We start from the raw sequence: 20,629 nt of genomic DNA on the forward strand, positions 1-20,629 counted from the left end.
GACGAACTGATCGCAGACCTCGGGCATCAGATGCCGCGAGAACGCGCTGACATGTCGTCGCCTGCGGCCGCTGTTTGAACCGTGAATCCGCCTCGCACACCGCTGTCGTCCCGGACAAGCTGCGACGCGCGCCAGCGCGGCGCAGATCCGGCACCCATACGCCGCAGCCGACGTGAGGCGGGAGGTGTCAGCGGCCAGCCTGCCCCAAACTGCTCCCTGGGGTTATGGATCCCGGCGTTCGCCGGGATGACAGTGGAGATTCTGGCGGCGGTCTCGGGCCGCCAACCGCGCCTCGCCATGACGCCCCGCGCACACCTCCCCTAAACCCGCTATGGTGGGCGCGAAAACCTCGATTCCACTGGTGCCCCATGCTGCGGATCTCCCGCGACCTCGCCATCAACGAAGACGACATCGAGATCTCGTTCGTCCGCGCCTCCGGCCCCGGCGGCCAGAACGTCAACAAGCTGTCGACCTCGGCGCAGCTACGCTTCGACACGACCCGGATCACCCTGCCCGAGGACGCCGCCGCACGGCTGGCGCGGCTCGCTGGACAGCGCATGACCAAGAACGGCGTCATCGTCATCCAGGCCGAACGCTTCCGCACCCAGGAGCGCAACAAGGCCGATGCGATCGAGCGTCTCGTCACGCTGTTGAAGGAGGCGATGATCCGGCCGAAGGTGCGGCGCCCGACCAAGCCGACCTTCGGCTCCAAGCAGCGCCGGCTCGAAGGCAAGAAGATCCGCAGCGATGTCAAAGCGGGACGCGGCGGGCGCCGCTTCGACGATTAGTCCGCAACGCTGACATATCCTGCGACTAGACAAGTCCTGCGCACGCTTTGTTCCGGCCGAAACAGCCCGCTACTACCACGGCGCTCTCGCTGCCACCTAGTCTCATCAAAAATGATGAGAGAGGATCGATGTCGAGACGGCGTACGGCGCAAGAGCTGCTGATTGTTTTTGGACTAGGATGGTGCGGCGCAGTCCTGAGCACCACGATTGCATCGGCGCAGATGGCCTTGCCGTCGCCCAAGCCTGCCGACGGCGCGACCTTGTTCAAGCAGCAATGCGGCGTCTGCCATACGCTGAGCAGCGCCGAGCCGATGCGCCAGGGGCCGCCGCTGTCGAAGGTCGTCGGCCGCCGCGCCGGCTCCGTCGAAGGCTTCCGCTATTCGGCCGGCTTCGCGAAAGCTGATTTCACCTGGGACGAGACCAAGCTCGATGCCTGGCTGACCAACCCGCAAGAGCTGATCCCCGGCGCCGTGATGGCGTATCGCCAGGCCAAGCCCGACGTGCGCGCCGCGATCATCAACTACCTGAAGGACAATTGAGATGGCCAAACCCGTTCATTCCATGATCCGCGTGCTCGACGAGGCCAAGGCGCTCGACTTCTACAAGCGCGCCTTCGGCCTGGAGATATCAGACAATCTGCGCTTCGACGGCTTCGCGCTGATCTATCTGCGCCATCCGTCGTCGCCCTTCGAGGTCGAGCTCACCGTCAACTACGACCGCAAGGAGCCGTATACGCTCGGTGACGGCTACGGCCATCTCGCTGTCGTGGTCGACGATCTCGATGCCGAGCATGCCCGTTTCGAGCGCGAGAACCTGGCACCAGGCCCGTTGCGCGATTTCAAGCACAATGGTGCGACACTCGCGCGCTTCTTCTTCGTCACAGATCCCGACGGCTACAAGATCGAGGTCATCCAGCGCGGCGGCCGCTTCGGATGAGCCGCTGACCACGAAAATACACCAAACAAAAAACCAACGGAGGATACCCATGAGAGAAGTCGATCGCCGCAACAAATACGACCGCCGCGTCTTTCTCAAGGGCGCGGCCTCGACCGTGCCGGCCGCAGCCGTGGCTTCCGCGACCGGCCTTGGCATTGCCGATGCCTGGGCGGAGGATGCCAAGGCGCTGACGCCGGCGACGCTGAAGACGCTGGTGAAGGTCGCGCGCGACATCTATCCGCACGACTTCCTCGCCGACCGCTACTACATCACCGCGGTCAAGCCGTGGGACGGTAAGGCCGCGGAGGATGCCGCCGTGAAGGCAATGATCAATGACGGCGTCGCCCGGCTCGACCAGGACGCGCGTGACCGCCACAAGGTGCCTTACGCTCAGGTGCCGTGGGAGGCCGACCGCGTCGCGCTGCTCCAGGGCATCGAGCAGACGACCTTCTTCAAGACGCTCCGCGGCGACCTCGTGGTGTCGCTCTACAATCAGAAGGAGCTCTGGCCGAAGTTCGGCTACGAGGGCTCCTCCGCCGAGCATGGCGGCTACATCAACCGTGGCTTCTCCGACATCGACTGGCTGCCGAAAGCCTGACGCCGGCGAACAACAGAAAACACGGAGGAAACCACCATGGCAAAATTCGACCAGAACGATTCAAGCGTCGTCGTCATCATCGGCTCGGGAGCCGGCGGCGGCACGCTCGGCAACGAGCTCGCGCAGAAGGGCATCAAGGTCGTCATTCTCGAGGCGGGCAATCGCTACGAGATTCCCGACTTCATCAACGACGAATGGGAGAGCTTCACCCAGCTCGCCTGGACCGACATGCGCACGACATCCGGGACCTGGCGCGTGGCGAAGGACTTCGCCAACCTGCCGGCCTGGATCGTCAAGGCGGTCGGCGGCTCGACCGTGCACTGGGCCGGCGCCTCGCTGCGCTTCGATGAGCACGAGTTCAAGGCCCGCACCACCTATGGCGCGCTGCCCGGCGCGAGCCTGTTGGACTGGCCGGTGACGCTCGCCGAAATGGAACCGTGGTACGCCAAGGCCGAGTTCAAGATGGGCGTCACCCGCACCAACGACATTCCGGGCCTACCCGGCAACAACAATTTCAAGGTGCTCGAAGCCGGCGCCCGGAAGATCGGCTACAAGACCGTGCACACCGGCAACATGGCGATCAACTCGCAGCCGCGCGACGGCCGCGGCGCCTGCCAGCAGATCGGCTTCTGCTTCCAGGGCTGCAAGTCCGGTGCGAAATGGTCGACCCTGTACACCGAGATCCCGAAGGGCGAGGCCACCGGCAATCTCGAGGTGCGGCCCAACAGCATGGCGATCAAGATCGAGCATGACGCCTCGGGCAAGGTCACCGGCGTGGTCTATGCCGACGGTCAGGGCAAGATGCAGTTGCAGAAGGCCCGTATCGTCGCCGTCGCCGGCAACTCGATCGAGAGCCCACGGCTTCTGCTCAACAGCGCCTCGAACATGTTCCCGGATGGACTTGCCAACTCCTCCGGCCAGGTGGGGCGCAACTACATGCGGCACATGACCGGCAGCGTCTATGCGACGTTCGAGAACCCGGTGCACATGTATCGCGGGACCACCATGGCCGGCATCGTCCGCGACGAGGCGGCGTTCAATCCGAAGCGCGGCTTCGTCGGCGGCTACGAGATGGAGACGCTCTCGCTCGGCCTGCCGTTCATGGCCGCGTTCCTCAATCCCGGCGCCTGGGGCCGCAGCTTCACGGCGGCGATGGAGACCTATCCGCGCATGGCCGGCATGTGGCTGGTCGGCGAGGACATGCCGCAGGAGACCAACCGCATCACGCTCGATCCTGTCGCCAAGGACAAGTTCGGCATGCCGGTCGCCTCGGTGCATTTCGACGATCATCCCAACGACGTCGCGATGCGCGCCCACGCCTACAAGCAGGGCTCGGCGATCTACGAGGCGGTCGGCGCCACCGTGACCTACCCGACCACGCCCTACCCCTCGACGCACAATCTCGGCACCAACCGGATGAGCGAGAAGGCCAAGGACGGCGTCGTCAACAAGTTTGGCCAGACCCACGACGTCAAGAACCTGTTCGTCTCAGACGGCAGCCAGTTCACTACGGGGGCTGCGTGCAATCCGACACTCACCATCGTGGCGCTGGCGATCCGCCAGGCGGACTACATTGCTGGCGCGATGCAGAAGAAGGAGATTTGATTACCATCGGTATGGTGACGCAAAACTCTTGCGGCGATCTCGGTCAGCGCCTCCCCCGCTTGCGGGGGAGGTCGTATCGCATCGAAGATGCGATACGGGTGGGGGAACGCTCAGGAAAGACCGCCGATGTGGCGCCCCCACCCCGCCCTCCCCCGCAAGCGGGGGAGGGAGACGAGAGACCGCCCGAGTGGCTACTCGGCCGCGTCCATGATCGCCGCCGCGGTAAATTCCGGCAGCGTCGCAGTCGCCTTTGCCCGATAGATCAGACAGGAGCAGCGCAGCAGCGACGCAAAATTCTTCACCTCGCCGTGATGGTCGAGCACCTCGGCGTACAGCGTGGTCACGAACTTGGCGAGGCTCATGCCTTCCTTGGCGGCGATCTCCTCGAGCGTGTCCCAGAACGCCATTTCGAGCCGGATCGACGTGCTATGGCCGCCGATCCGCAACGAGCGGGTCTGCGACTCATAATCGCGCTGAGGCTGGTGTGCGAACAGATGGCACATGGGCTTCCTCCGGCTGATCGTTATTTTTGCGAAACGATATACTGGCCCCGCCCGCCTCACAATCCCGTTGGAGAAGGTTGCTTTTCTCTGCCGCAGCGCATGAAAAAAGCTATTCTCACCCCACATTTGCAACGTGACCGCCGCAGCGCCGCGCGCCTTCAATATCCAAGCCAGCCAGCTTTCAAGTTCGTTCGCACCATGCCCGTCCGCCAGCTTCCCGAACAGATCGTCAACCGCATCGCCGCCGGCGAGGTGGTTGAGCGGCCGGCGAGCGTCGTCAAGGAGCTGGTCGAGAACGCGATCGATGCCGGCGCGAGCCGCATCGACATCTTCACCGACGGTGGCGGCCGGCGAAAGATCGCGATCACCGACGACGGTGGCGGCATGACGGCGGCCGATCTTGCGCTCGCGGTCGAGCGCCACGCGACATCGAAGCTCGACGACGAGGACCTGCTGCAGATCCGCACCCTCGGGTTCCGCGGCGAGGCGCTGCCCTCGATCGGCTCGGTGGCGCGGCTGTCGATCACGACGCGGCACAGGAGCGAGCCGCATGCCTGGGCGCTCGCGGTCGATTGCGGCGACAAGTCGCCGATCGTGCCGGCCGCGCTGAACCAGGGCACCCGCGTCGAGGTCGCCGATCTCTTCCACGCCACGCCGGCCCGGCTGAAGTTCCTCAAGACCGACCGCACCGAGGCCGAGGCGATCCGCGAGGTGGTGCGGCGGCTGGCAATGGCGCGGCCCGACATCGCCTTCACGCTCGCCGGCGAGGAGCGCGCGCCGGTGACCTGGGCCGCCGCGCTGCCCGGCGCGCCGGGCCAGCTGACGCGGCTCGGCGACATCCTCGGCGCCGACTTCCGCAGCCATGCGATCGCCGTGCGCAGCGAGCGCGATCATGTCGTGGTCGAAGGCTTCGCAGCGGCCCCGGCGCTGACGCGCGCCAATGCGCTTGGGCAGTATCTGTTCGTCAACGGCCGCCCGGTGCGCGACAAGCTGATCCTCGGCGCCGTGCGCGCAGCCTACGCCGACTATCTGCCGCGCGACCGCCATCCTCTCGTGGCGCTGTTCGTCACACTCGATCCGCGCGAGGTCGACGCCAACGTGCATCCGGCCAAGACCGAGGTACGCTTTCGCAATGCCGGCCTGGTCCGCGCGCTGATCATCCACGCGTTGAAGGAAGGTCTCGCCCGCGAAGGCCGCCGCACCGCGGCCAATGACGGCGGCGCGACCATCGCCGCGTTCCGCCCGGCCTTCGCGCCGCCGCGGCCCAACGTCGGTCCGATGAATTGGGACTGGCAGCGCTCGCCGTCGGCGCCGGCGATGCCGCATTTCGGCGGCTCCGTCCCTGCGGCGGCGCCCTCGCCAGATCTCGGGTCGTTCGGGCTTGCGGAATCCTCTCAAGCGGCCTTCGACGTCGGCACGCCCCGCGCCGATCTTCGGCTGCACGAGCAGCCGGCCGCGCCCGACCTGCTCGACCGTCCGCTCGGCGCTGCGCGCACCCAGATCCACGACACCTACATCGTGGCGCAGACCCGCGACGGCCTCGTCATCGTCGACCAGCACGCCGCCCATGAGCGCATCGTCTATGAGCGGCTCAAGGCCTCGCTCGCGGCGCATGGTGTGCAGCGGCAGATCCTGCTGATCCCGGACATCGTCGAGCTCGATGAAGCCACCGTCGAGACGCTGCTCGCGCGGACTGATGAGCTTGCCTCATTCGGCCTCGCGATCGAATCGTTCGGTCCCGGCGCGGTCGCGGTGCGCGAGACGCCGTCGCTGCTCGGCAAGATCGATGCGGCGGGGCTGCTGCGCGATCTCGCCGAGCACATGGAGGAATGGGGCGAGGCGCTGCCGCTGGAGCGCCGCCTGATGCACGTCGCCGCTACCATGGCCTGCCACGGTTCGGTGCGCGCCGGCCGCCGCCTCAAGCCGGAAGAGATGAATGCGCTGCTCCGCGAGATGGAGGACACGCCCAACTCCGGCCAGTGCAATCACGGCCGCCCGACCTATGTCGAGCTCAAGCTCGCCGATGTCGAGAAGCTGTTCGGGAGGAGATAGCGCCGACGACTTCCGCAACGAGCCATTCGCAAGGATCAAGAGCCACGCAAGAACACGAACTCGGTGTCGTCATAGGCGCGGCGCTCGAGCTCTTCGAACCCCTCGGGCGCCTTGAACGCGGCGGCCTTGGACTCTTCCACCACGAGCAGCGCCGATGGCACCAGCCAGCCGCCGTCGCGCAACGAGGCCAACGCCTTCTCGGCCAGACCCTTGCCATAGGGCGGATCGAGAAACACCAGCGAGAACGGCTCGACCGGGCGCGCCGGACCGAGATTGGTGGCATCGCGGCGGTAGACCTTGGTGACACCGCCGAGGCCGAGCGCCTCGACATTGTTGCGCAGCAGCGCCCTTGCCTCGGCGCCGTTGTCGACGAACAGCGTGAACGCTGCGCCACGCGAGGCCGCCTCGATGCCGAGCGCACCGGTGCCGGCAAACAGGTCGAGGACGCGTGCGCCCTCGATCGGATCCTCGTAGGCGTGCACGAGGATGTTGAACAGCGCCTCGCGCAGCCGGTCCTGCGTCGGCCGTATGTCGCGCGAGGCGGGCGAGGCGATGTTGCGGCCCTTCAGCCGTCCACCGACGACACGCATCGCACCACCCTACTCGTCCTGCGGCGTGATATCGCGCTTGCCGTGATAGCCGCGCTTCGGCCGCCGCGGCGGCCCGGGAAAGCGCGCCTCGGCCTCGTGGCGCTCGCGTGCCTCCTCGCTGCCTGTGCGCTGGACCAGCACGCGCCGGCCCTTGCGGTCGGCAACCACCTCGCGCTTCGGCTTGGGCTTCGGATCCGGCAACGGCTCGCGATTACCCTTGCCGGCCGGACCGAGATCGGCGCCCGACTGCGCGATGACCTTCTCGCCGAGCTGCTCGCGCAGCACCCGCGTCTTAACCTCCTGCACCTCGCCCTCGGGCAGCTCCAGGAGCTGGAACGGACCGTAGGAGACGCGGATCAGGCGGTTCACCTCGAGGCCGAGATGGGCGAGCACGTTGCGCACCTCGCGGTTCTTCCCTTCGCGGATCGCAACGACCAGCCAGACATTGGCGCCCTGGTCGCGCTCCAGCGTCGCTTCGATCGGGCCGTATTTCACGCCGTCGACCTCGACGCCTGCAGCGAGCTGGTCGAGCTGCGCCTGCGTAATCTCGCCATGGGCGCGGACACGATAGCGGCGTGTCCAGCCGGTGTCCGGCAGTTCGAGCACGCGCGCCAGCCCGCCGTCATTGGTGAGCAGCAGCAGCCCCTCGGTATTGAAATCGAGCCGGCCGATCGAGATCAGGCGCGGCAGCCCTTCCGGCAGATTGTCGAACACGGTCGGGCGCCCCTCGGGGTCGCTGTGCGTCGTCATCAGCCCGCGCGGCTTGTGGTACAAAAACAGCCGTGTGCGCTCACGCTCCGGCAACGGCGCGCCGTCGACCTGGATCACGTCGTTCTCGGTGACGTCGAGCGCCGGCGAGTTGATGATGCGGCCGTTCACGGTGACGCGGCCCTGCGTCACCATCTCCTCGGCATCACGGCGCGAGGCGAGGCCAGCACGCGCCAGCACCTTGGCGATGCGCTCGCCAGCCTTGCCGGGCTTCGGCGCCTCGTCGGGCACGACGCGCTTGGTGCGCTTGTCGGTCTCGGGCTTGCGCTCGCGATACGGACCGCGGCCGCCGAACGCCGGGCGCTTGGCGAAGACCCGGCTCTCGTCCTCATTGTCGCGGCGCGGCCGGTCGGCGAAATCACCACCCCGACCTTCGCCACGCGGATGCTCCTGCCACTCGCTGCGGCCTTCGGGGCGTTGACGCGGGCGATCGAACTTGCGGTCGTCGCCGCGATCGCGCGGCCGGTCGAATTTCGGACGGTCGGATGTGGGCCGGTCGAACTTGGGACGGTCGAAGCTGCGCGCACCATCGCGGGGCGGGCGGGCGCTGCGCTCCGGACGATCGCCGCCCTCACGCTTCTGCCAGGGCTTGGACTCGCCGCGGGCCGGACGGTCGCCGAATTCCTTGCGCGGACCGCGCGGGCCGGCACCGAACTTGCGCTCGCCGCGATCGCCGTCAGCTCCGCGGGAAAATGTCTTCTCGCCGCCGAACTTCCGCTCCGGCCGATCGCCACGCGGCGGCCGGTCACCGAAGCTGCGCTCGGCGCGCGGACGGTCGCCGCGATCGCGGGCGCCCCCGCTGCGCGGCGTATAGGGGCGCTTCTCACCGTCACGCTCGCGTGGCGCGTAGGGCTTGCGTTCGCCGAACTTGCGCTCGGAGGATCGCGTCGCCGGACGGGCCTCGTCGCGATCGGTGCGCGGCGTGTAGGGACGCTTGCCGCCGCCACCCGCGTCACGGTCGAATTTCGGCCGGTCGCCGCGCGGCTTGAAGGCGCGCTTCTCGCCGTCCTCGCCCCGCGGTGGACGCGCGGCAAACGGACGGTCGCCGCGCGGACGCTCATCGCGGTTGAAGCGCGGCTTGTCGCCAAAGGATTTGCGCGGCGCACCGCCGTCGTCGCGGCGGCGCGGCGCACGGCCCTCGTCGAACGAGCGCTTGCCCTTGGCCCCCGCCGCCTTGTCGCCGAAGCCGCGTTTGGCGAACTTCTTCTCCGGGCCCCGCGCGGCGCCCGAGCGTCCCTTAGTCCCTTCGGAACGCCCCCGCGGGGCGCCGCCGCGGCGGCCGCGGGAATCGTTGTCTTTGTCGGTGTCGCGGGGCATGGAAGTCTCACTTTGAGGTGCGGGACGTCGCGTGGTACGCGCGCTCTGAGCAGCGCCTGTCACGCGGGAAATCGAGGTCCGGTTTTGCTGAAGGGCGATGCAGTACCAGACTTATCCGGGCATTACGAGCCATGAACGCTCCTTCTTTCATGGATCTGGCGTTGAAAGCGGCCGAATCGGCCGCAATTTCCGGCGAAGTGCCGATCGGCTGCGTCGTGGTGCGGGACAATGTGGTCATCGCCACCGCCGCCAACCGCACTCTGACCGACCGCGACCCCACCGCCCATGCCGAGGTCCTGGCGCTGCGCCAGGCCGCGCAGGCGATCGGCAGCGAACGGCTGGTCGATTGCGACCTCTACGTCACGCTGGAACCGTGCACGATGTGCGCTGGCGCCATCTCCTTCGCCCGCATCCGCCGGCTGTATTATGGGGCCGCCGATCCCAAGGGCGGCGCCGTCGAATCCGGCGTGCGGTTCTTCTGCCAGCCCACCTGCCACCACGCGCCGGAGGTCTACTCGGCCGTCGGCGAGCAGCAGGCGTCGCAGATGCTGAAGGACTTCTTCAAGGCGCGGCGCTGACGAGGCCTCGCCCCGGCCGCATCATTCGCGAAAGCGGATGTGGATGGGAAGGCCGCTGACCCCGCTCATGAACGGCGACTCGACCCGGCGCACCCGTCCGGCGAGCGCGATATGCGACGTACGACGGAGCAGCTCCGCGAACATCGCGCGCATCTGCATCCGCGCCAGCTGCAACCCCATGCAGACATGCGGGCCGCGGCCGAAGGCGATATGCGGATTCGGACTGCGATCGATCCGGAACGTGCCGGCCTCGTCGAACATGGCTTCGTCGCGGTTGCCGGAATGGAAGAACAAGGCCAGCGCCTCGCCCTCGCGAATGACCTGGCCGGCGACCTCGGTGTCGCCGACCGCCGTCCGCATGAAATGGCGCACCGGCGTGGTCCAGCGCAGCATCTCCTCGATCGCCGGATCGAGCAGCTCAGGCTCGGCGCGCAACCGCTCGAGCTGGCCCGGGTCCGCGAGCAGCGCCTCGAGCCCGCCGGCCAAAGCGAGCGAGGTGGTGTCGTGGCCGGCCGTCACCAGCAGGATGAAATAGGAGATCAGCTCGTAATGCGGCATTGCGGCGCCATGCGGCGCGCTCTCCGCGATCAGGCTGGCGAGATCGTCGCGCGGGCTGGCGCGGCGGTCGGCGACCACGGCTTCGAAGTAGTCGCGGAGCGCCAGCATGGCCATGCGCATGGTGTCGCCGGGCGCCTCGGCAAAACGCCGCTGCGGATCCTCGGCGGCCACGAATGCCTGGGCGAGCCGGGCAAGCCGTGCGTCATCGGCTTCGGACGTGCCCAGCATGCGACCGATGACGCGGAAGGTGAAAGGCAGCGCGACGTCGCGTGCGAAATCGCAAGCATCACCACGCACGGCAACACGGTCGAGGATCTCGGCGGCCCATTGCGTCAGCCAGCTCTCCATCGCGCGCAGAGCCGGCGGCGCGAAGGCGCCCTGGATGACCGCGCGATAGGCGGCGTGATCCGGGGCATCCATCTCGGTGAGGCTGCGGACGGCCTGCGGCTTGCCGGTGACCCGCTGCAGCACGGCCTCCGAGGCTGCGCTGGCAAGATAGGTGCGGGGTCCCGCAGCGAAATCCTTGCTCCGCGTCTCGATCGCGACGATGTCGGCGTGGCGCGTGACGGCCCAGAACGGACGCACGCCCGGGCGCTCGACCCAGTGCAGCGGCGCGTGCTGGCGCAACAGTGCGCAGGCCCGTTCAAGCCGCAAGGGGCTGGCGTGACCTTTCGAGGAGATCAGCACATCCACCGCGCGCGCGATCGCGGCAGCGTGTCGACCGGGCTTGGACGAGAGCAACGGAGCTGCGGACATCAGTGCGACGGATCGCCGTCCGAGACGGCCGGCTCGGGTCTGCGGCGCACCAGCAGGGTGAACTCCTTCATGCCGTAACCGCCGATGACCTCGACCGGCGCGGCAAACTCGCGCTCACAATGGGCCGCCCAGATCTCCGGCGTGGTCCAGTACAGCCGCGCCGTCGCGGCATCGGAGGCCTCGTCGTCGTCACCGTGGGCCCGCATGAAGTTGACGCCGAAGCCGCGGCGGCTGGTGGCGAACATCTGCCGCAACAGGCACTTGATGTAACTCTCCCAGGCCTGGCGCGGATAGCCGACATTGACGTTCATGATGCCGGACGCGACCGAGTAGTCGGCGATGCGCGGGCTCTCCGCGGCAACGACGAAACGCCGCTGCGGGCCGGCAAAGCGCCGACGGGCGCGGCTGATCATGGCGCGCGACAGATCGATGCCGAGATAGTCGATCTCGCAGGTCGGATAGCGCGCGGCCAGAAACGGCACCAGCGCGCCATAGCCGCAGCCGATGTCGTTGAGGCTGAACGGCGCCGACGCATCGCACAGCTTCATCAGCTGCACGAAGCGCAGGCCCTGCGTCGCCTCGCATGACCAGTCGACGCCCCGCGGCGTCGCGCCATGACGCGCGACGCATGCGGTGTAGTAGGCATCGACGTCGGAGCAAATGGCCTGAATAGAAGGAGCCTTTTGTCCGGCGCCGTCGCCTGCGGTCAGGCTCATTTTTTGCCGCGCTTCTGAACACGCCTGGTGCGAGCAACTTCGGCCAGGTTCTGACGCGCCTCTCGTCCGGGAGTGGTCGGTATCGAAACGATCACATGCGTTTCGAGCGAGAACACGACCGGACGGCCTTGCGTAACCGTCACCCGAGGATCGTCCGCTGCCGAATGGCAGACAATCGAAACAGGAAGCGGCTTCTCGGATTCCAGGTCGTCCTTGAACGCCCGGATGACACGGTCGTGACCATTCACGCCATCAAGATCGGAGGGATAGGTCCTGAGGTGTTCCAAGAAACGGTACCACCGGCGACGCTCAGTCCAATCCTGCGGCACGATCCCCAGCAAAGCGAACGATTGCTGCAAGCCATGCTGCAGTGAAAAAACTCCAAACTCGCGCTGCAGCTCGACCATTTCCGGCAAAGCTTCAGCCTCGAAACGCCTGTTCAACTGCACAAGAATATCGAGCGTCGTACTGTCTTTAATCATCATCCCCATGTGCCCAGCCTCCTAATAATGCTTCATGGAAAGCGGGCATACTGCACGGGTCATCTAGTACCTTCAAGAGAGGATCGGCACGCTATCAACATGGGTTTGTAGACCTCGGCACCCGAGACTTCCAGCAGGCGCTCGGCGTCGAGCAGCGATCCGACAGCTTCTGCGTCGTTCCGAAAATCGGAGTCGGACGAACTGATCAAACATCGCAGCAGCACCGCGTGGAGTTCACCGATCCTATCCGTCCTGCGTCGGGCGATGACGCTGGCTTCCTCAGCAACGTCGAGTGCACTACGGAGGTCTCCTGCGCGATAAAGAACGTCAGCCAGATCGCTCATCATGCGCGCTTCGAACTCGAGACCTGCCCTGGCGCGCCTCGAGTACTCGATCGCTTCCCTGAGATCATACGCGGCGTGAGTGAAATCGCCTGCAGCCGCCCGAGCAAGACCAGCCCCTGCCAACGCCTGCACCCGAATGTACGGCATGCCCGACGCTTCAGCGATCTGAAGCAGCTCGGCAGAGTGCAGAGCTGCGGCCTCAGCACGACCTTGCCATCGAGCAAACTCAACAGCGGCAAAGTGCGGGATAAAACGGACCACCGGAGCCAACTGTTCGGGAGGGGTATTCAACAGTTCGAAAAGCTGAATTTCGAGCTCAGCGAAACAGCCGAGCTGGACCAGGATTCGCGTCCTGAGGCACTTGATCCAATATTCAACATCGAATCCCAGGATCTGATTTGGCGTCAGCCCCAGAGTCACACTACTGTCAAAACCACCTTGGTTAGCGATCGTCGCCTGCGCCGTGTTCGCCGCTGCTAGCGCGTCTCGTGCTCTCCCCGACAGCAGAAGCGCCTGCGCCAGCATGGCGTTGACGGTCGCATAGCGGCCGACATCGCCCTCCTCCGAGGTCAGCTTGACCGCATTCTGCACGAGGTTGACGTAGTCGTCGGCTGCGCCGGTCGAGGCGAGGACGCGGCCGTAAGCGCCGAGCAGGATCGGCTCGTGCATCTTGTCCGAGGAGCGCGCATAGCGCAGCGCCTCCTCGGCGAAAGGCCTCACCTCCTCGGCCGAGATGCCCTCCCGCCATCCGCAATTGAGGATCTGGCCGCTGGCAAGCGCCCTGAGGCGATCGACGTGCTCGGATGGCGGCACCGTCTGCAGCATGGAGCGGATCTTTTTCCAAAGCCGCAGTGCCTCGGCCGTATTGGTGCGGCCGATCCAGCGCGCCGCGCGCTGCAGATGCTCGACGGCCTGCATGGTCTGGCCGGCGAATTCGTAGTGCGAGGCGATCAGGGCGGCGAACTCGTCCTGCGTGCCCCAATCCAGCGCCTCGATCGCCTTGGCCACGGCCACGTGTACGCCGCTCAGGCGCGAGCGCAGCTGCATGGCATAGGCCACCTCCTGGATCAGCGGATGGCGGAAGGCGAGCACGCCCATGTCGAACGGCGGCAGATCATAGAGAAGATCGGCATGCCTCAGTTGTGCGAGCGCGTCGAACAGGTCCGCCTCGCTGAGCCCGACGACCGGCTTGAGCACGGCGAGCGCGACCGAGCGGCCGATCACAGCCGCTGTTTCCAGGACGCTCTTGGCGGTCTCGCTCAGACGGTCGATGCGGGCCGCTACCACGGCATGCACCGTCGGCGGCAGCGGAATCGGGCCGATCCCGCCCTTCAGCCGATAGGCGCCGCGCTCACCCTCGAACCCGCCGCTCTCCGAGACCGCGCTCGCCAGCTCCTCGAGGAAGAAGGGATTGCCCTGCGCGCGCTCGATGATGTCGCCGACCAGCGCCTCGAGCGATGCGTCGTCGCCGAAGACGCCGCGCAGCAGTTTGCGCGCCTCGGCGGATGCGAGCGGCACGATGTGCAGCTCGTGAAACGGAGCCCGCTGCATGAAGGACGCGGCAAAACCAGGCCTGTAGTTCACGACCAGCAGCGTCTTGGTGCCAATCGAGGCCTCCGCGAGCGCCTCGACGAACTCCTCGCTGGCCTCGTCGAGCCAATGCAGGTCCTCGATCATGATCACCACGGCGCCATCCGCCGGCGCCGAGCGGAACAACGTCTTGAACACGTTGAGGAGACGCGTCTTGAACACGCCCGGATCGAGCCGAAGCGCGGGACGAGACGGATCGGCAAGGCTCATGAAGTCCAGCAGCAGCACCAGCGCCGTATCGGGAATGCCGAGGGCCTCGAGCCTGTCGACCACCCGTTGTCGCGACACCTCGACCGGCTCCTTCGCCCGGATGCCGAAGAAGTCACGCAACAATTCGAGCACCGGCTGGAACGGGGTGGCGCGGCCATGTGCCAGCACGCGCGCCTCGTAGACGCGAATGCCCTGGCGGCGGCAGTGCTCGGCGAACTCGAAGCACAGCCGGCTCTTGCCGATGCCGGCCTCGCCGACGATGCCGACGACGGCGCCTCTGGCCGCCAGGACGTCGTCGAGCTCGCGTTCGAGCACCGCAAGCTGAGCGTTGCGACCGATTAACGGCAACAGCCGCTGCCCGCTGCGGAAGACGTCGCTCGCCGGCGCGTTCAGGCGGCCGATCAGCTTGTAGATCGACACCGGCGAGGCAATGCCGCGCAGCGTGCGGGTGCCGAGCGGCTCGGCTTCCACGAACTGCCTGGCGCCGGTGTAGGTCTCCTTGCTGATGAGGATGGTCCCTGGCTCGGCCATGTGCTCCAGACGATTGGCCAGATGCACGTTGGCGCCGGCCGCATCGTAGGTCTGGTACATGCTGTTCTCGACGACCTGGACGATCACCTCGCCGGTGTGCAGTCCGACGCGGACCTGCAGATGCGGATCCGCCAGGCGGGCGATCGAGTCCTGCATCGCGAGCGCACCGAGGCAGCCACGCACGGCGTGATCCTCGTGCGGCACCGGCGCGCCGAACAGGGCCATGACGCCGTCGCCCTGTGTCTTGTTGACGACGCCGTCATAGCGGTGGACGGCCTCTTTCATGAGGTTGAGGACCGGATCGAGCCGTTGCATCGCGAGTTCGGGATCGCCGAGACTATCGATCAGCTGGGTCGAGTCACGAATGTCGGCAAACAGGATGGTGAGTCGCTTGCGCTCACCGCCCTTGCTGCTCAGGGTCCGTAGCACCCGCTGGGCGTTCTGATCCGGCTGAGCCAGCCGGCCCGGCAACGGCGCGCCGCATTGGCCGCAGAAGCGATTCGACGGGCTGTTGGTCTGGTTGCACGCCTCACATCTGAGGCTGAGCGGCTCGCCGCACCGGTCGCACGAGGCTCTCCCGGGCTGATTCTGCCTGCCGCACCGCGCGCATTCCATGGCCCCTCCGTTCCACGGCGGAACTGATTCATCCCATCACGGCATGAGTCTATGGAACTGCCACAATTCTCGCGGGAAAAATAGCCTTGCGGGGCCGAGTGCGGCGATCACGATGCTCAGCCCCGGCCGCTTTCCTGCGCCACCGCCTGCCAGGCAATGTCGCGCCGGCAGAAGCCGTCAGCCCATTTGATGCGGTCGACGGCCTGATAGGCCCGCGCCTGAGCCTCGGCGACGCTCTTTCCCGACGCGCAGACATTGAGGACGCGCCCACCATTGGCGAGAATGGCGCCGTCCTTCGCCACCGTGCCGGCGTGGAAGATCTCCACGCCCTCGATCCTCGCGGCATCGTCGAGTCCCTCGATGACACCACCCTTCGCGTAGTCGCCGGGATAGCCCTTCGCGGCCATGACCACGGTGACGGCGGCGTCGGGAAACCAGCGCAGGTCGAAATTCTTCAACTGCCCATCGCAGGCGGCCAGCATGGCGGGCACGAGATCCGACATCATCCGCAGCATCAGCACCTGACATTCCGGATCGCCGAAGCGCACGTTGTATTCGAACAGCTTCGGCCCCTGAGCCGTCAGCATCAGGCCGGCATAGAGAATGCCCTTGAAGGGTGTGCCCCGGGCGCTCATCCCGGCAATGGTCGGCTGAATGATCTGATTCATGATCTCGTCATGAATCTCCTGCGTCACGAACGGCGTCGGCGAATACGCTCCCATGCCGCCGGTGTTCGGTCCCTGGTCGTGATCGAACACCCGCTTGTGGTCCTGGGCAGACGCCAGCGGTATCGCGGTCTCACCGTCGCACAGCGCGAAGAACGACACCTCCCGCCCTTCGAGAAACTCCTCGATGACGACCTCGGCGCCAGCGACGCCAAAGCCGCCCTCGAACATCATCTTGATGGCGTCCTCGGCCTCGGCAACCGTCTTGGCCACGACGACACCCTTGCCGGCCGCGAGCCCGTCCGCCTTGACGACGATCGGCGCCCCGTGCTCGCGGACATAAGCGAGCGCCTCGGGGGCATTGTCGAAGCGGCAGTAGGCGCCGGTCGGGATGTCGTATTCGGCGCAGAGATCCTTGGTGTATCCCTTGGAGCCCTCGAGCTTGGCGGCGAGCCTGGATGGGCCGAACGCCTTGATGCCGGCAGCCTCGAGATCATCGATGATGCCGGCGGCGAGCGGCGTCTCGGGGCCGACCACCACCAGATCCACCTTGTTCGCCCGGCAGAAGGCGATCACCGCCGCATGATCGGCGACGTCGAGCGCGACACATTCGGCCTCCTTGGCGATCCCGGCATTGCCGGGTGCGCACCACAGCTTGGTGAGCAGCGGCGAGCCGGTAATCTTCCAGGCGAGCGCGTGCTCACGGCCGCCGGAACCAAGGAGCAGAATGTTCATCGTCGATGCCGTCGCAGGGGTGGGCCAATTTGGACGCCCCAATTGCCCGGCCCTCGCAACGGAGTCAAATCATGGCTCCGGCGGCTTCGCGGCAGCGCCGGCAATGATGCCCTGCAGGTTCGCGACATAGCGGGCGAAGGCCGCACGGCCGGCCGCGGTCGCCGTGACCGTGGTCTGCGGCTTCTTGCCGACGAAGGCCTTGTCCACGGCGACGTAGCCGGCCCGCGCCAGCGTGTCGATATGCGCGCCGAGATTGCCGTCGGTGGCGCCGGTCAGCTTCTTCAGCCGGACGAATTCCAGCCCGGCCACGGCAGGCAGGGCATTCAGCGCCGCCATGATCTTCAGCCGCAGCGGTTGGTGGATGATCTCGTCGAGCTCCGCCAAACCGTCAGCTCCGCCGCATCCACAAGCCGCCGAGAACCAGGCCACCGCCATTGACGAACGCCATCCACAACGGGAAAGCCTTGCCGATGAAGAGGTAGCCGACCAGGGTCAACGCGGTGACGCAAAGGCCGAACGCCGTGAACGCCGCGCCGAACCACAAGCCGGCGAGGCCGTAGAACAGCATGAAATAGATCGGCCAGAATGCGCCCATCTCGCGCGGTCCGAAATGGCCGATCGCTTCGACGAAGAAGCCGAACGCAAAGAACATGACGAAGGCGAGCAGCGCCCGGAGATCGAAGCTGCGTACGCCGGAACGCGCCTTCTCCGTCGCGCCCAACCCCAGCGACCCGGCCAGACCGAGGACATAGACCGATAGCCAGGCCTTGTCGGCGTAGTTGGGCGCGAGATAGGTCACGAGATTGCCGGCGAAGACGAGAACGCCCCAGAGGATCATCAGCAGGCTCGACAGCCGATAGATCTGCGACTGCCGCACGCGCTTCGTCACATCCTCGATGTCGCTGAGCGCCCGCGCGGCTTCCAGGCTGTCGATCATGCGGTTTGGACCTCTAGTGCGTCGCCACGTCCTCGGCGATCGCGCTCACCGCCTGCGGCGCCGACACGATCTCCATGTGATTGACGCCAGCGATCAGCTTCACGTCAACGCCCGGCACGACGGCGTGCACCGCATCTGCATATTTGTCGGCGAGCATCAGCTCGTCATCGGCGCCGGCGATGACGGTCACCGGGTGCTTCGCCGCAGTGAAATCGGCCTTGTAGCCACGGGTCGCGAAATTGCGGAACAGCCGGTAGCTGTAGGTCGGCGCCAGGAATTTCTCCGAGTTCGGCCTGACAGCAAAGGCCAGCACAGGCAGTGCCTCGCAACACGGCATGCCGATGCGCCTGAGCACGCCGAGCGCCAGGATGCGCGGAATGTCGGGACCGGCCCAGCCGCCCGAATTCTCCCGGTTGGTCGGCGCGTCGTAACCCAGATAGGGCGCGAGCAGCACGGTGCGCGTGAACAGATCCTGGATCGGGGCGCTCGCCGCGCGCAGCGCGAAGCCGCCGCCAGCCGAATGGCCGAGCAACACGATCGGTTGGGCCGGAATCGACCTCCTGACCTCGGCGACGAGGTCGGCGAGATCGTCTTCGAGCTGTCCGAGATGGCCGATGTCGCCGCGGGTGCCGGAGCCGCCATGGCCGCGAATGTCGGGCGCGAAGGTATCGATGCCGCGCGCCGCCAACGCATCGGCAAGGGCATGCACGGCGACGCTGGAGCCGGAGGAGCCGTGGACCACGATCGCGACCTTGCCGACAGCCGTTCCGCGCGCCGGGTAGTGGCGATAGGCGAGCTCGGTGCCATCGCGGGCACTGAAGCGCTGCAGGCCGGGCATGGTGCTGCGGTCGACCTGGCCGGCGGTCTCCGAGATCGACTTGAGCTCGGGCGGGCGCACCAGTGGCGTCGCGATCATCGCAGCCAGGGCCAAAGCGAGCATGCCCAGGAGGCAGAGCCCCCATCCTAGGACCCGAAACAGGAACTTCGCGCCGCGTCGCACGCTCTCCTCCAGCCCTTCTGCATTTTACAGAGTACTCTATACTACAGAGCTATCGAAAAGGCAACGGCTTGATTGGCGGCGGACGCGGAAAGCCCCTACCTTGGCTGCTGCTCCCCGAACCGAATCAAACAGCGATGCCGCCTGCGGAAGCCTTGCCCAACGCGCCCGAATTCACCGTCACCGAGCTGTCCTCGGCGCTGAAGCGCACGGTCGAGGACCAGTTCGGCCACGTCCGGGTGCGCGGCGAGATCACCGGCTTTCGCGGGCCGCATTCCTCGGGGCATTGCTATTTCGCGCTCAAGGACGAGAGCGCCAAGATCGAGGCGGTGATCTGGAAGGGCGTGCATGGCCGCATGCGCTTCAAGCCCCAGGAGGGGCTCGAGGTGATCGCCACCGGCAAGCTCACCACCTATCCGAACTCGTCGAAATACCAGATCGTCATCGAGGCGCTGGAGCCGGCCGGGATCGGCGCGCTGATGGCGCTGATGGAGGAGCGCAAGCGGAAGCTCGGGGCCGAAGGACTGTTCGATCCCGCACGCAAGCAACTGCTGCCATGGCTGCCCGAGGTGATCGGCGTCGTCACCTCGCCGACCGGGGCCGTCATTCGTGACATCCTGCACCGGCTCGAGGACCGCTTTCCTCGCCGCGTGCTGGTCTGGCCCGTGAAGGTGCAGGGCGAAGGCTCGGCCGAGCAGGTTGCCGCCGCGATCCGCGGCTTCAACGATTTGCCGCAGGATGGCCCGATCCCGCGGCCCGACGTGCTGATCGTCGCGCGCGGCGGCGGCTCGCTGGAGGACCTGTGGTCGTTCAACGAGGAGATCGTGGTCCGCGCCGCGGCCGAGAGCATGATCCCGCTGATCTCGGCGGTCGGCCACGAGACCGACGTGACCTTGATCGATTTCGCCGCCGACAAACGTGCGCCAACGCCGACCGCAGCCGCGGAAATGGCGGTGCCGGTGCGCAGCGAGCTGATGCAGGAGGTCGCAAGCCTCGCGCGCCGTGTCGGCGTCTGCTGGCAGCGCAGCCAGGAGAGCCGCCGCAACGAGCTGCGCGCCGCCGCGCGCGCCCTGCCCGGCCCTAGCGATCTGCTCGCGATTCCCAGGCAGCGGCTGGATTCGGCGGCCGCCGGCCTGCCACGCGCGCTGAAGACCAACACGCATGTACACTTTCGCCAATTCGCGGCGGCGAGCGCCAAGCTCACCCTGCGCGTGCTGCACGCGCAGATCGCGCAATCACGCCATCGGCTCGTCGCGTCGTCCGAGCGGCTGTCGCTGTCGTCGCGCGGCCAGTTGCACCGGCGGCGCGAGCGATTCGAGGCGCTCGACGCCCGCTTCAAGGCCTCGCGCCAAGCCTATGCCCAGGCCAAGCGCCAGGCCATCGGCCGCGAACGCGACCGAACCGAACGTCTTGCCGAGCGGGCCCGGCGCGCGTTGCTGACCCAGCTTCAGCGCCTGTCGGCCCGCGTCGGCCAGAACGAGAAGCTCCTCACCGCGCTGTCCTATCGCAGCGTGCTGGCCCGTGGATTTGCCCTGGTGCGTGACGAGGCCGGCCACCCGCTGCACCATGCCGCGAGCATCGGTCCGGGCGCCGCGCTCTCGATCGAATTTGCGGACGGCAAGGTCGCGGCCACGGCGGGCGCGGACCGCCCGCTTCCGCCGGCAGCGCCGTCATCGCCGAAACCTGCGCGCGAGGCCAAGCCTTCGGCACCGAAGCGCACGCCCGATCCCGCCGACCAAGGCAGCCTGTTCTGAGTAG

General features: G+C 66.8%; 19 protein-coding genes. 8 read left to right on the forward strand and 11 right to left on the reverse strand.

The annotated features are described in order from the left end of the window. Positions 1 to 368 precede the first annotated feature (368 nt). From arfB to QW887_RS29325, 5 genes are all read left to right on the forward strand, one after another. The gene (gene arfB / locus QW887_RS29305) at positions 369 to 788 is read left to right on the forward strand and encodes an alternative ribosome rescue aminoacyl-tRNA hydrolase ArfB (RefSeq protein ID WP_315716703.1); all 420 of its coding nucleotides are present in this window, start codon (positions 369 to 371) and stop codon (positions 786 to 788) included. Positions 789 to 1,009: 221 nt separating this feature from the next. Then, entirely contained in the window at positions 1,010 to 1,327 is a 318-nt protein-coding gene (locus QW887_RS29310; RefSeq protein WP_315716717.1) for a c-type cytochrome, read from the forward strand. A gap of 1 nt (position 1,328) precedes the next feature. Then, positions 1,329 to 1,724, forward strand: a complete 396-nt coding sequence (locus QW887_RS29315; protein WP_315716702.1) for a VOC family protein — start codon at positions 1,329 to 1,331, stop codon at positions 1,722 to 1,724. A gap of 49 nt (positions 1,725 to 1,773) precedes the next feature. Beyond that, the gene (locus tag QW887_RS29320) at positions 1,774 to 2,322 is read left to right on the forward strand and encodes a gluconate 2-dehydrogenase subunit 3 family protein (protein ID WP_315716701.1); all 549 of its coding nucleotides are present in this window, start codon (positions 1,774 to 1,776) and stop codon (positions 2,320 to 2,322) included. A 36-nt stretch (positions 2,323 to 2,358) separates the two neighbouring features. After that, entirely contained in the window at positions 2,359 to 3,927 is a 1,569-nt protein-coding gene (locus QW887_RS29325) for a GMC family oxidoreductase (protein WP_315716700.1), read from the forward strand. A 191-nt stretch (positions 3,928 to 4,118) separates the two neighbouring features. Here QW887_RS29325 and QW887_RS29330 read toward each other — a convergent pair whose 3' ends face one another. Further along, complete coding sequence (locus tag QW887_RS29330) at positions 4,119 to 4,430, reverse strand: ribbon-helix-helix domain-containing protein (RefSeq protein WP_315716699.1); 312 nt, start codon at positions 4,428 to 4,430, stop codon at positions 4,119 to 4,121. Positions 4,431 to 4,628: 198 nt separating this feature from the next. On the opposite strand from QW887_RS29330, the gene mutL reads away from it, so the two are divergent. Continuing rightward, entirely contained in the window at positions 4,629 to 6,482 is a 1,854-nt protein-coding gene (mutL, locus tag QW887_RS29335) for a DNA mismatch repair endonuclease MutL (protein ID WP_316195644.1), read from the forward strand. Positions 6,483 to 6,517: 35 nt separating this feature from the next. Here the strand turns inward: mutL and rsmD are convergent, their stop codons facing one another. Both rsmD and QW887_RS29345 read right to left on the reverse strand, forming a co-directional pair. Further along, a complete protein-coding gene (rsmD, locus tag QW887_RS29340) occupies positions 6,518 to 7,072 on the reverse strand; it encodes a 16S rRNA (guanine(966)-N(2))-methyltransferase RsmD (RefSeq protein ID WP_315716697.1) in 555 nt (184 codons plus the stop codon). Between the two features lie 9 nt (positions 7,073 to 7,081). Beyond that, a complete protein-coding gene (locus QW887_RS29345) occupies positions 7,082 to 9,157 on the reverse strand; it encodes a pseudouridine synthase (protein ID WP_315716696.1) in 2,076 nt (691 codons plus the stop codon). Between the two features lie 131 nt (positions 9,158 to 9,288). Here QW887_RS29345 and QW887_RS29350 point away from each other — a divergent pair, with 131 nt between their 5' ends. Then, positions 9,289 to 9,735, forward strand: coding sequence for a nucleoside deaminase (locus QW887_RS29350; RefSeq protein WP_315716695.1), 447 nt, complete (start codon positions 9,289 to 9,291; stop codon positions 9,733 to 9,735). A gap of 21 nt (positions 9,736 to 9,756) precedes the next feature. Here QW887_RS29350 and QW887_RS29355 read toward each other — a convergent pair whose 3' ends face one another. The 8 genes from QW887_RS29355 to QW887_RS29390 all read right to left on the reverse strand — a co-directional run bounded on the left by QW887_RS29355 (position 9,757) and on the right by QW887_RS29390 (position 18,814). Further along, positions 9,757 to 11,049 (reverse strand): cytochrome P450, encoded by a 1,293-nt coding sequence (locus tag QW887_RS29355; RefSeq protein ID WP_315716694.1) that lies wholly within the window; start codon positions 11,047 to 11,049, stop codon positions 9,757 to 9,759. Beyond that, complete coding sequence (locus tag QW887_RS29360; protein ID WP_315716693.1) at positions 11,049 to 11,765, reverse strand: class I SAM-dependent methyltransferase; 717 nt, start codon at positions 11,763 to 11,765, stop codon at positions 11,049 to 11,051. The genes QW887_RS29355 and QW887_RS29360 overlap by 1 nt, the downstream gene beginning before the upstream one ends. Beyond that, positions 11,762 to 12,256, reverse strand: coding sequence for a hypothetical protein (locus QW887_RS29365; RefSeq protein WP_315716692.1), 495 nt, complete (start codon positions 12,254 to 12,256; stop codon positions 11,762 to 11,764). The genes QW887_RS29360 and QW887_RS29365 overlap by 4 nt, the downstream gene beginning before the upstream one ends. A 50-nt stretch (positions 12,257 to 12,306) precedes the next feature. Next, on the reverse strand, positions 12,307 to 15,537 hold the full coding sequence (locus tag QW887_RS29370; protein ID WP_316193632.1) for an AAA family ATPase: 3,231 nt from the start codon (positions 15,535 to 15,537) through the stop codon (positions 12,307 to 12,309). A 116-nt stretch (positions 15,538 to 15,653) separates the two neighbouring features. Continuing rightward, the gene (gene purD, locus QW887_RS29375; RefSeq protein ID WP_316195647.1) at positions 15,654 to 16,937 is read right to left on the reverse strand and encodes a phosphoribosylamine--glycine ligase; all 1,284 of its coding nucleotides are present in this window, start codon (positions 16,935 to 16,937) and stop codon (positions 15,654 to 15,656) included. Positions 16,938 to 17,006: 69 nt separating this feature from the next. Further along, complete coding sequence (locus QW887_RS29380) at positions 17,007 to 17,321, reverse strand: transcriptional regulator (protein ID WP_315716689.1); 315 nt, start codon at positions 17,319 to 17,321, stop codon at positions 17,007 to 17,009. A 4-nt stretch (positions 17,322 to 17,325) separates the two neighbouring features. Beyond that, positions 17,326 to 17,874 (reverse strand): hypothetical protein, encoded by a 549-nt coding sequence (locus QW887_RS29385; protein WP_316195649.1) that lies wholly within the window; start codon positions 17,872 to 17,874, stop codon positions 17,326 to 17,328. Between the two features lie 13 nt (positions 17,875 to 17,887). Continuing rightward, on the reverse strand, positions 17,888 to 18,814 hold the full coding sequence (locus tag QW887_RS29390; protein WP_315825474.1) for an alpha/beta hydrolase: 927 nt from the start codon (positions 18,812 to 18,814) through the stop codon (positions 17,888 to 17,890). A 194-nt stretch (positions 18,815 to 19,008) separates the two neighbouring features. Between QW887_RS29390 and xseA the strand changes: the two genes are divergently transcribed. Continuing rightward, positions 19,009 to 20,625, forward strand: a complete 1,617-nt coding sequence (gene xseA, locus QW887_RS29395) for an exodeoxyribonuclease VII large subunit (RefSeq protein ID WP_315716687.1) — start codon at positions 19,009 to 19,011, stop codon at positions 20,623 to 20,625. Positions 20,626 to 20,629 lie beyond the last annotated feature (4 nt).

The sequence above is a fragment of the Bradyrhizobium sp. SZCCHNRI3052 genome, from assembly GCF_032484895.1.
GTDB lineage: Bacteria > Pseudomonadota > Alphaproteobacteria > Rhizobiales > Xanthobacteraceae > Bradyrhizobium.

Bases quoted from the DNA above. Each gene is read 5' to 3' on its own strand.
- mutL (WP_316195644.1), top strand. From the start codon at position 4,629: ATGCCCGTCCGCCAGCTTCCCGAACAGATCGTCAACCGCATCGCCGCC.
- QW887_RS29310 (WP_315716717.1), top strand. From the start codon at position 1,010: ATGGCCTTGCCGTCGCCCAAGCCTGCCGACGGCGCGACCTTGTTCAAG.
- QW887_RS29345 (WP_315716696.1), bottom strand. From the start codon at position 9,157: ATGCCCCGCGACACCGACAAAGACAACGATTCCCGCGGCCGCCGCGGC.
- QW887_RS29390 (WP_315825474.1), bottom strand. From the start codon at position 18,814: ATGCTCGCTTTGGCCCTGGCTGCGATGATCGCGACGCCACTGGTGCGC.
- xseA (WP_315716687.1), top strand. From the start codon at position 19,009: ATGCCGCCTGCGGAAGCCTTGCCCAACGCGCCCGAATTCACCGTCACC.
- QW887_RS29365 (WP_315716692.1), bottom strand. From the start codon at position 12,256: ATGGGGATGATGATTAAAGACAGTACGACGCTCGATATTCTTGTGCAG.
- rsmD (WP_315716697.1), bottom strand. From the start codon at position 7,072: ATGCGTGTCGTCGGTGGACGGCTGAAGGGCCGCAACATCGCCTCGCCC.
- QW887_RS29330 (WP_315716699.1), bottom strand. From the start codon at position 4,430: ATGTGCCATCTGTTCGCACACCAGCCTCAGCGCGATTATGAGTCGCAG.
- QW887_RS29325 (WP_315716700.1), top strand. From the start codon at position 2,359: ATGGCAAAATTCGACCAGAACGATTCAAGCGTCGTCGTCATCATCGGC.
- QW887_RS29350 (WP_315716695.1), top strand. From the start codon at position 9,289: ATGAACGCTCCTTCTTTCATGGATCTGGCGTTGAAAGCGGCCGAATCG.
- QW887_RS29370 (WP_316193632.1), bottom strand. From the start codon at position 15,537: ATGGAATGCGCGCGGTGCGGCAGGCAGAATCAGCCCGGGAGAGCCTCG.
- purD (WP_316195647.1), bottom strand. From the start codon at position 16,937: ATGAACATTCTGCTCCTTGGTTCCGGCGGCCGTGAGCACGCGCTCGCC.
- QW887_RS29355 (WP_315716694.1), bottom strand. From the start codon at position 11,049: ATGTCCGCAGCTCCGTTGCTCTCGTCCAAGCCCGGTCGACACGCTGCC.
- QW887_RS29360 (WP_315716693.1), bottom strand. From the start codon at position 11,765: ATGAGCCTGACCGCAGGCGACGGCGCCGGACAAAAGGCTCCTTCTATT.
- QW887_RS29315 (WP_315716702.1), top strand. From the start codon at position 1,329: ATGGCCAAACCCGTTCATTCCATGATCCGCGTGCTCGACGAGGCCAAG.
- QW887_RS29385 (WP_316195649.1), bottom strand. From the start codon at position 17,874: ATGATCGACAGCCTGGAAGCCGCGCGGGCGCTCAGCGACATCGAGGAT.
- QW887_RS29320 (WP_315716701.1), top strand. From the start codon at position 1,774: ATGAGAGAAGTCGATCGCCGCAACAAATACGACCGCCGCGTCTTTCTC.
- arfB (WP_315716703.1), top strand. From the start codon at position 369: ATGCTGCGGATCTCCCGCGACCTCGCCATCAACGAAGACGACATCGAG.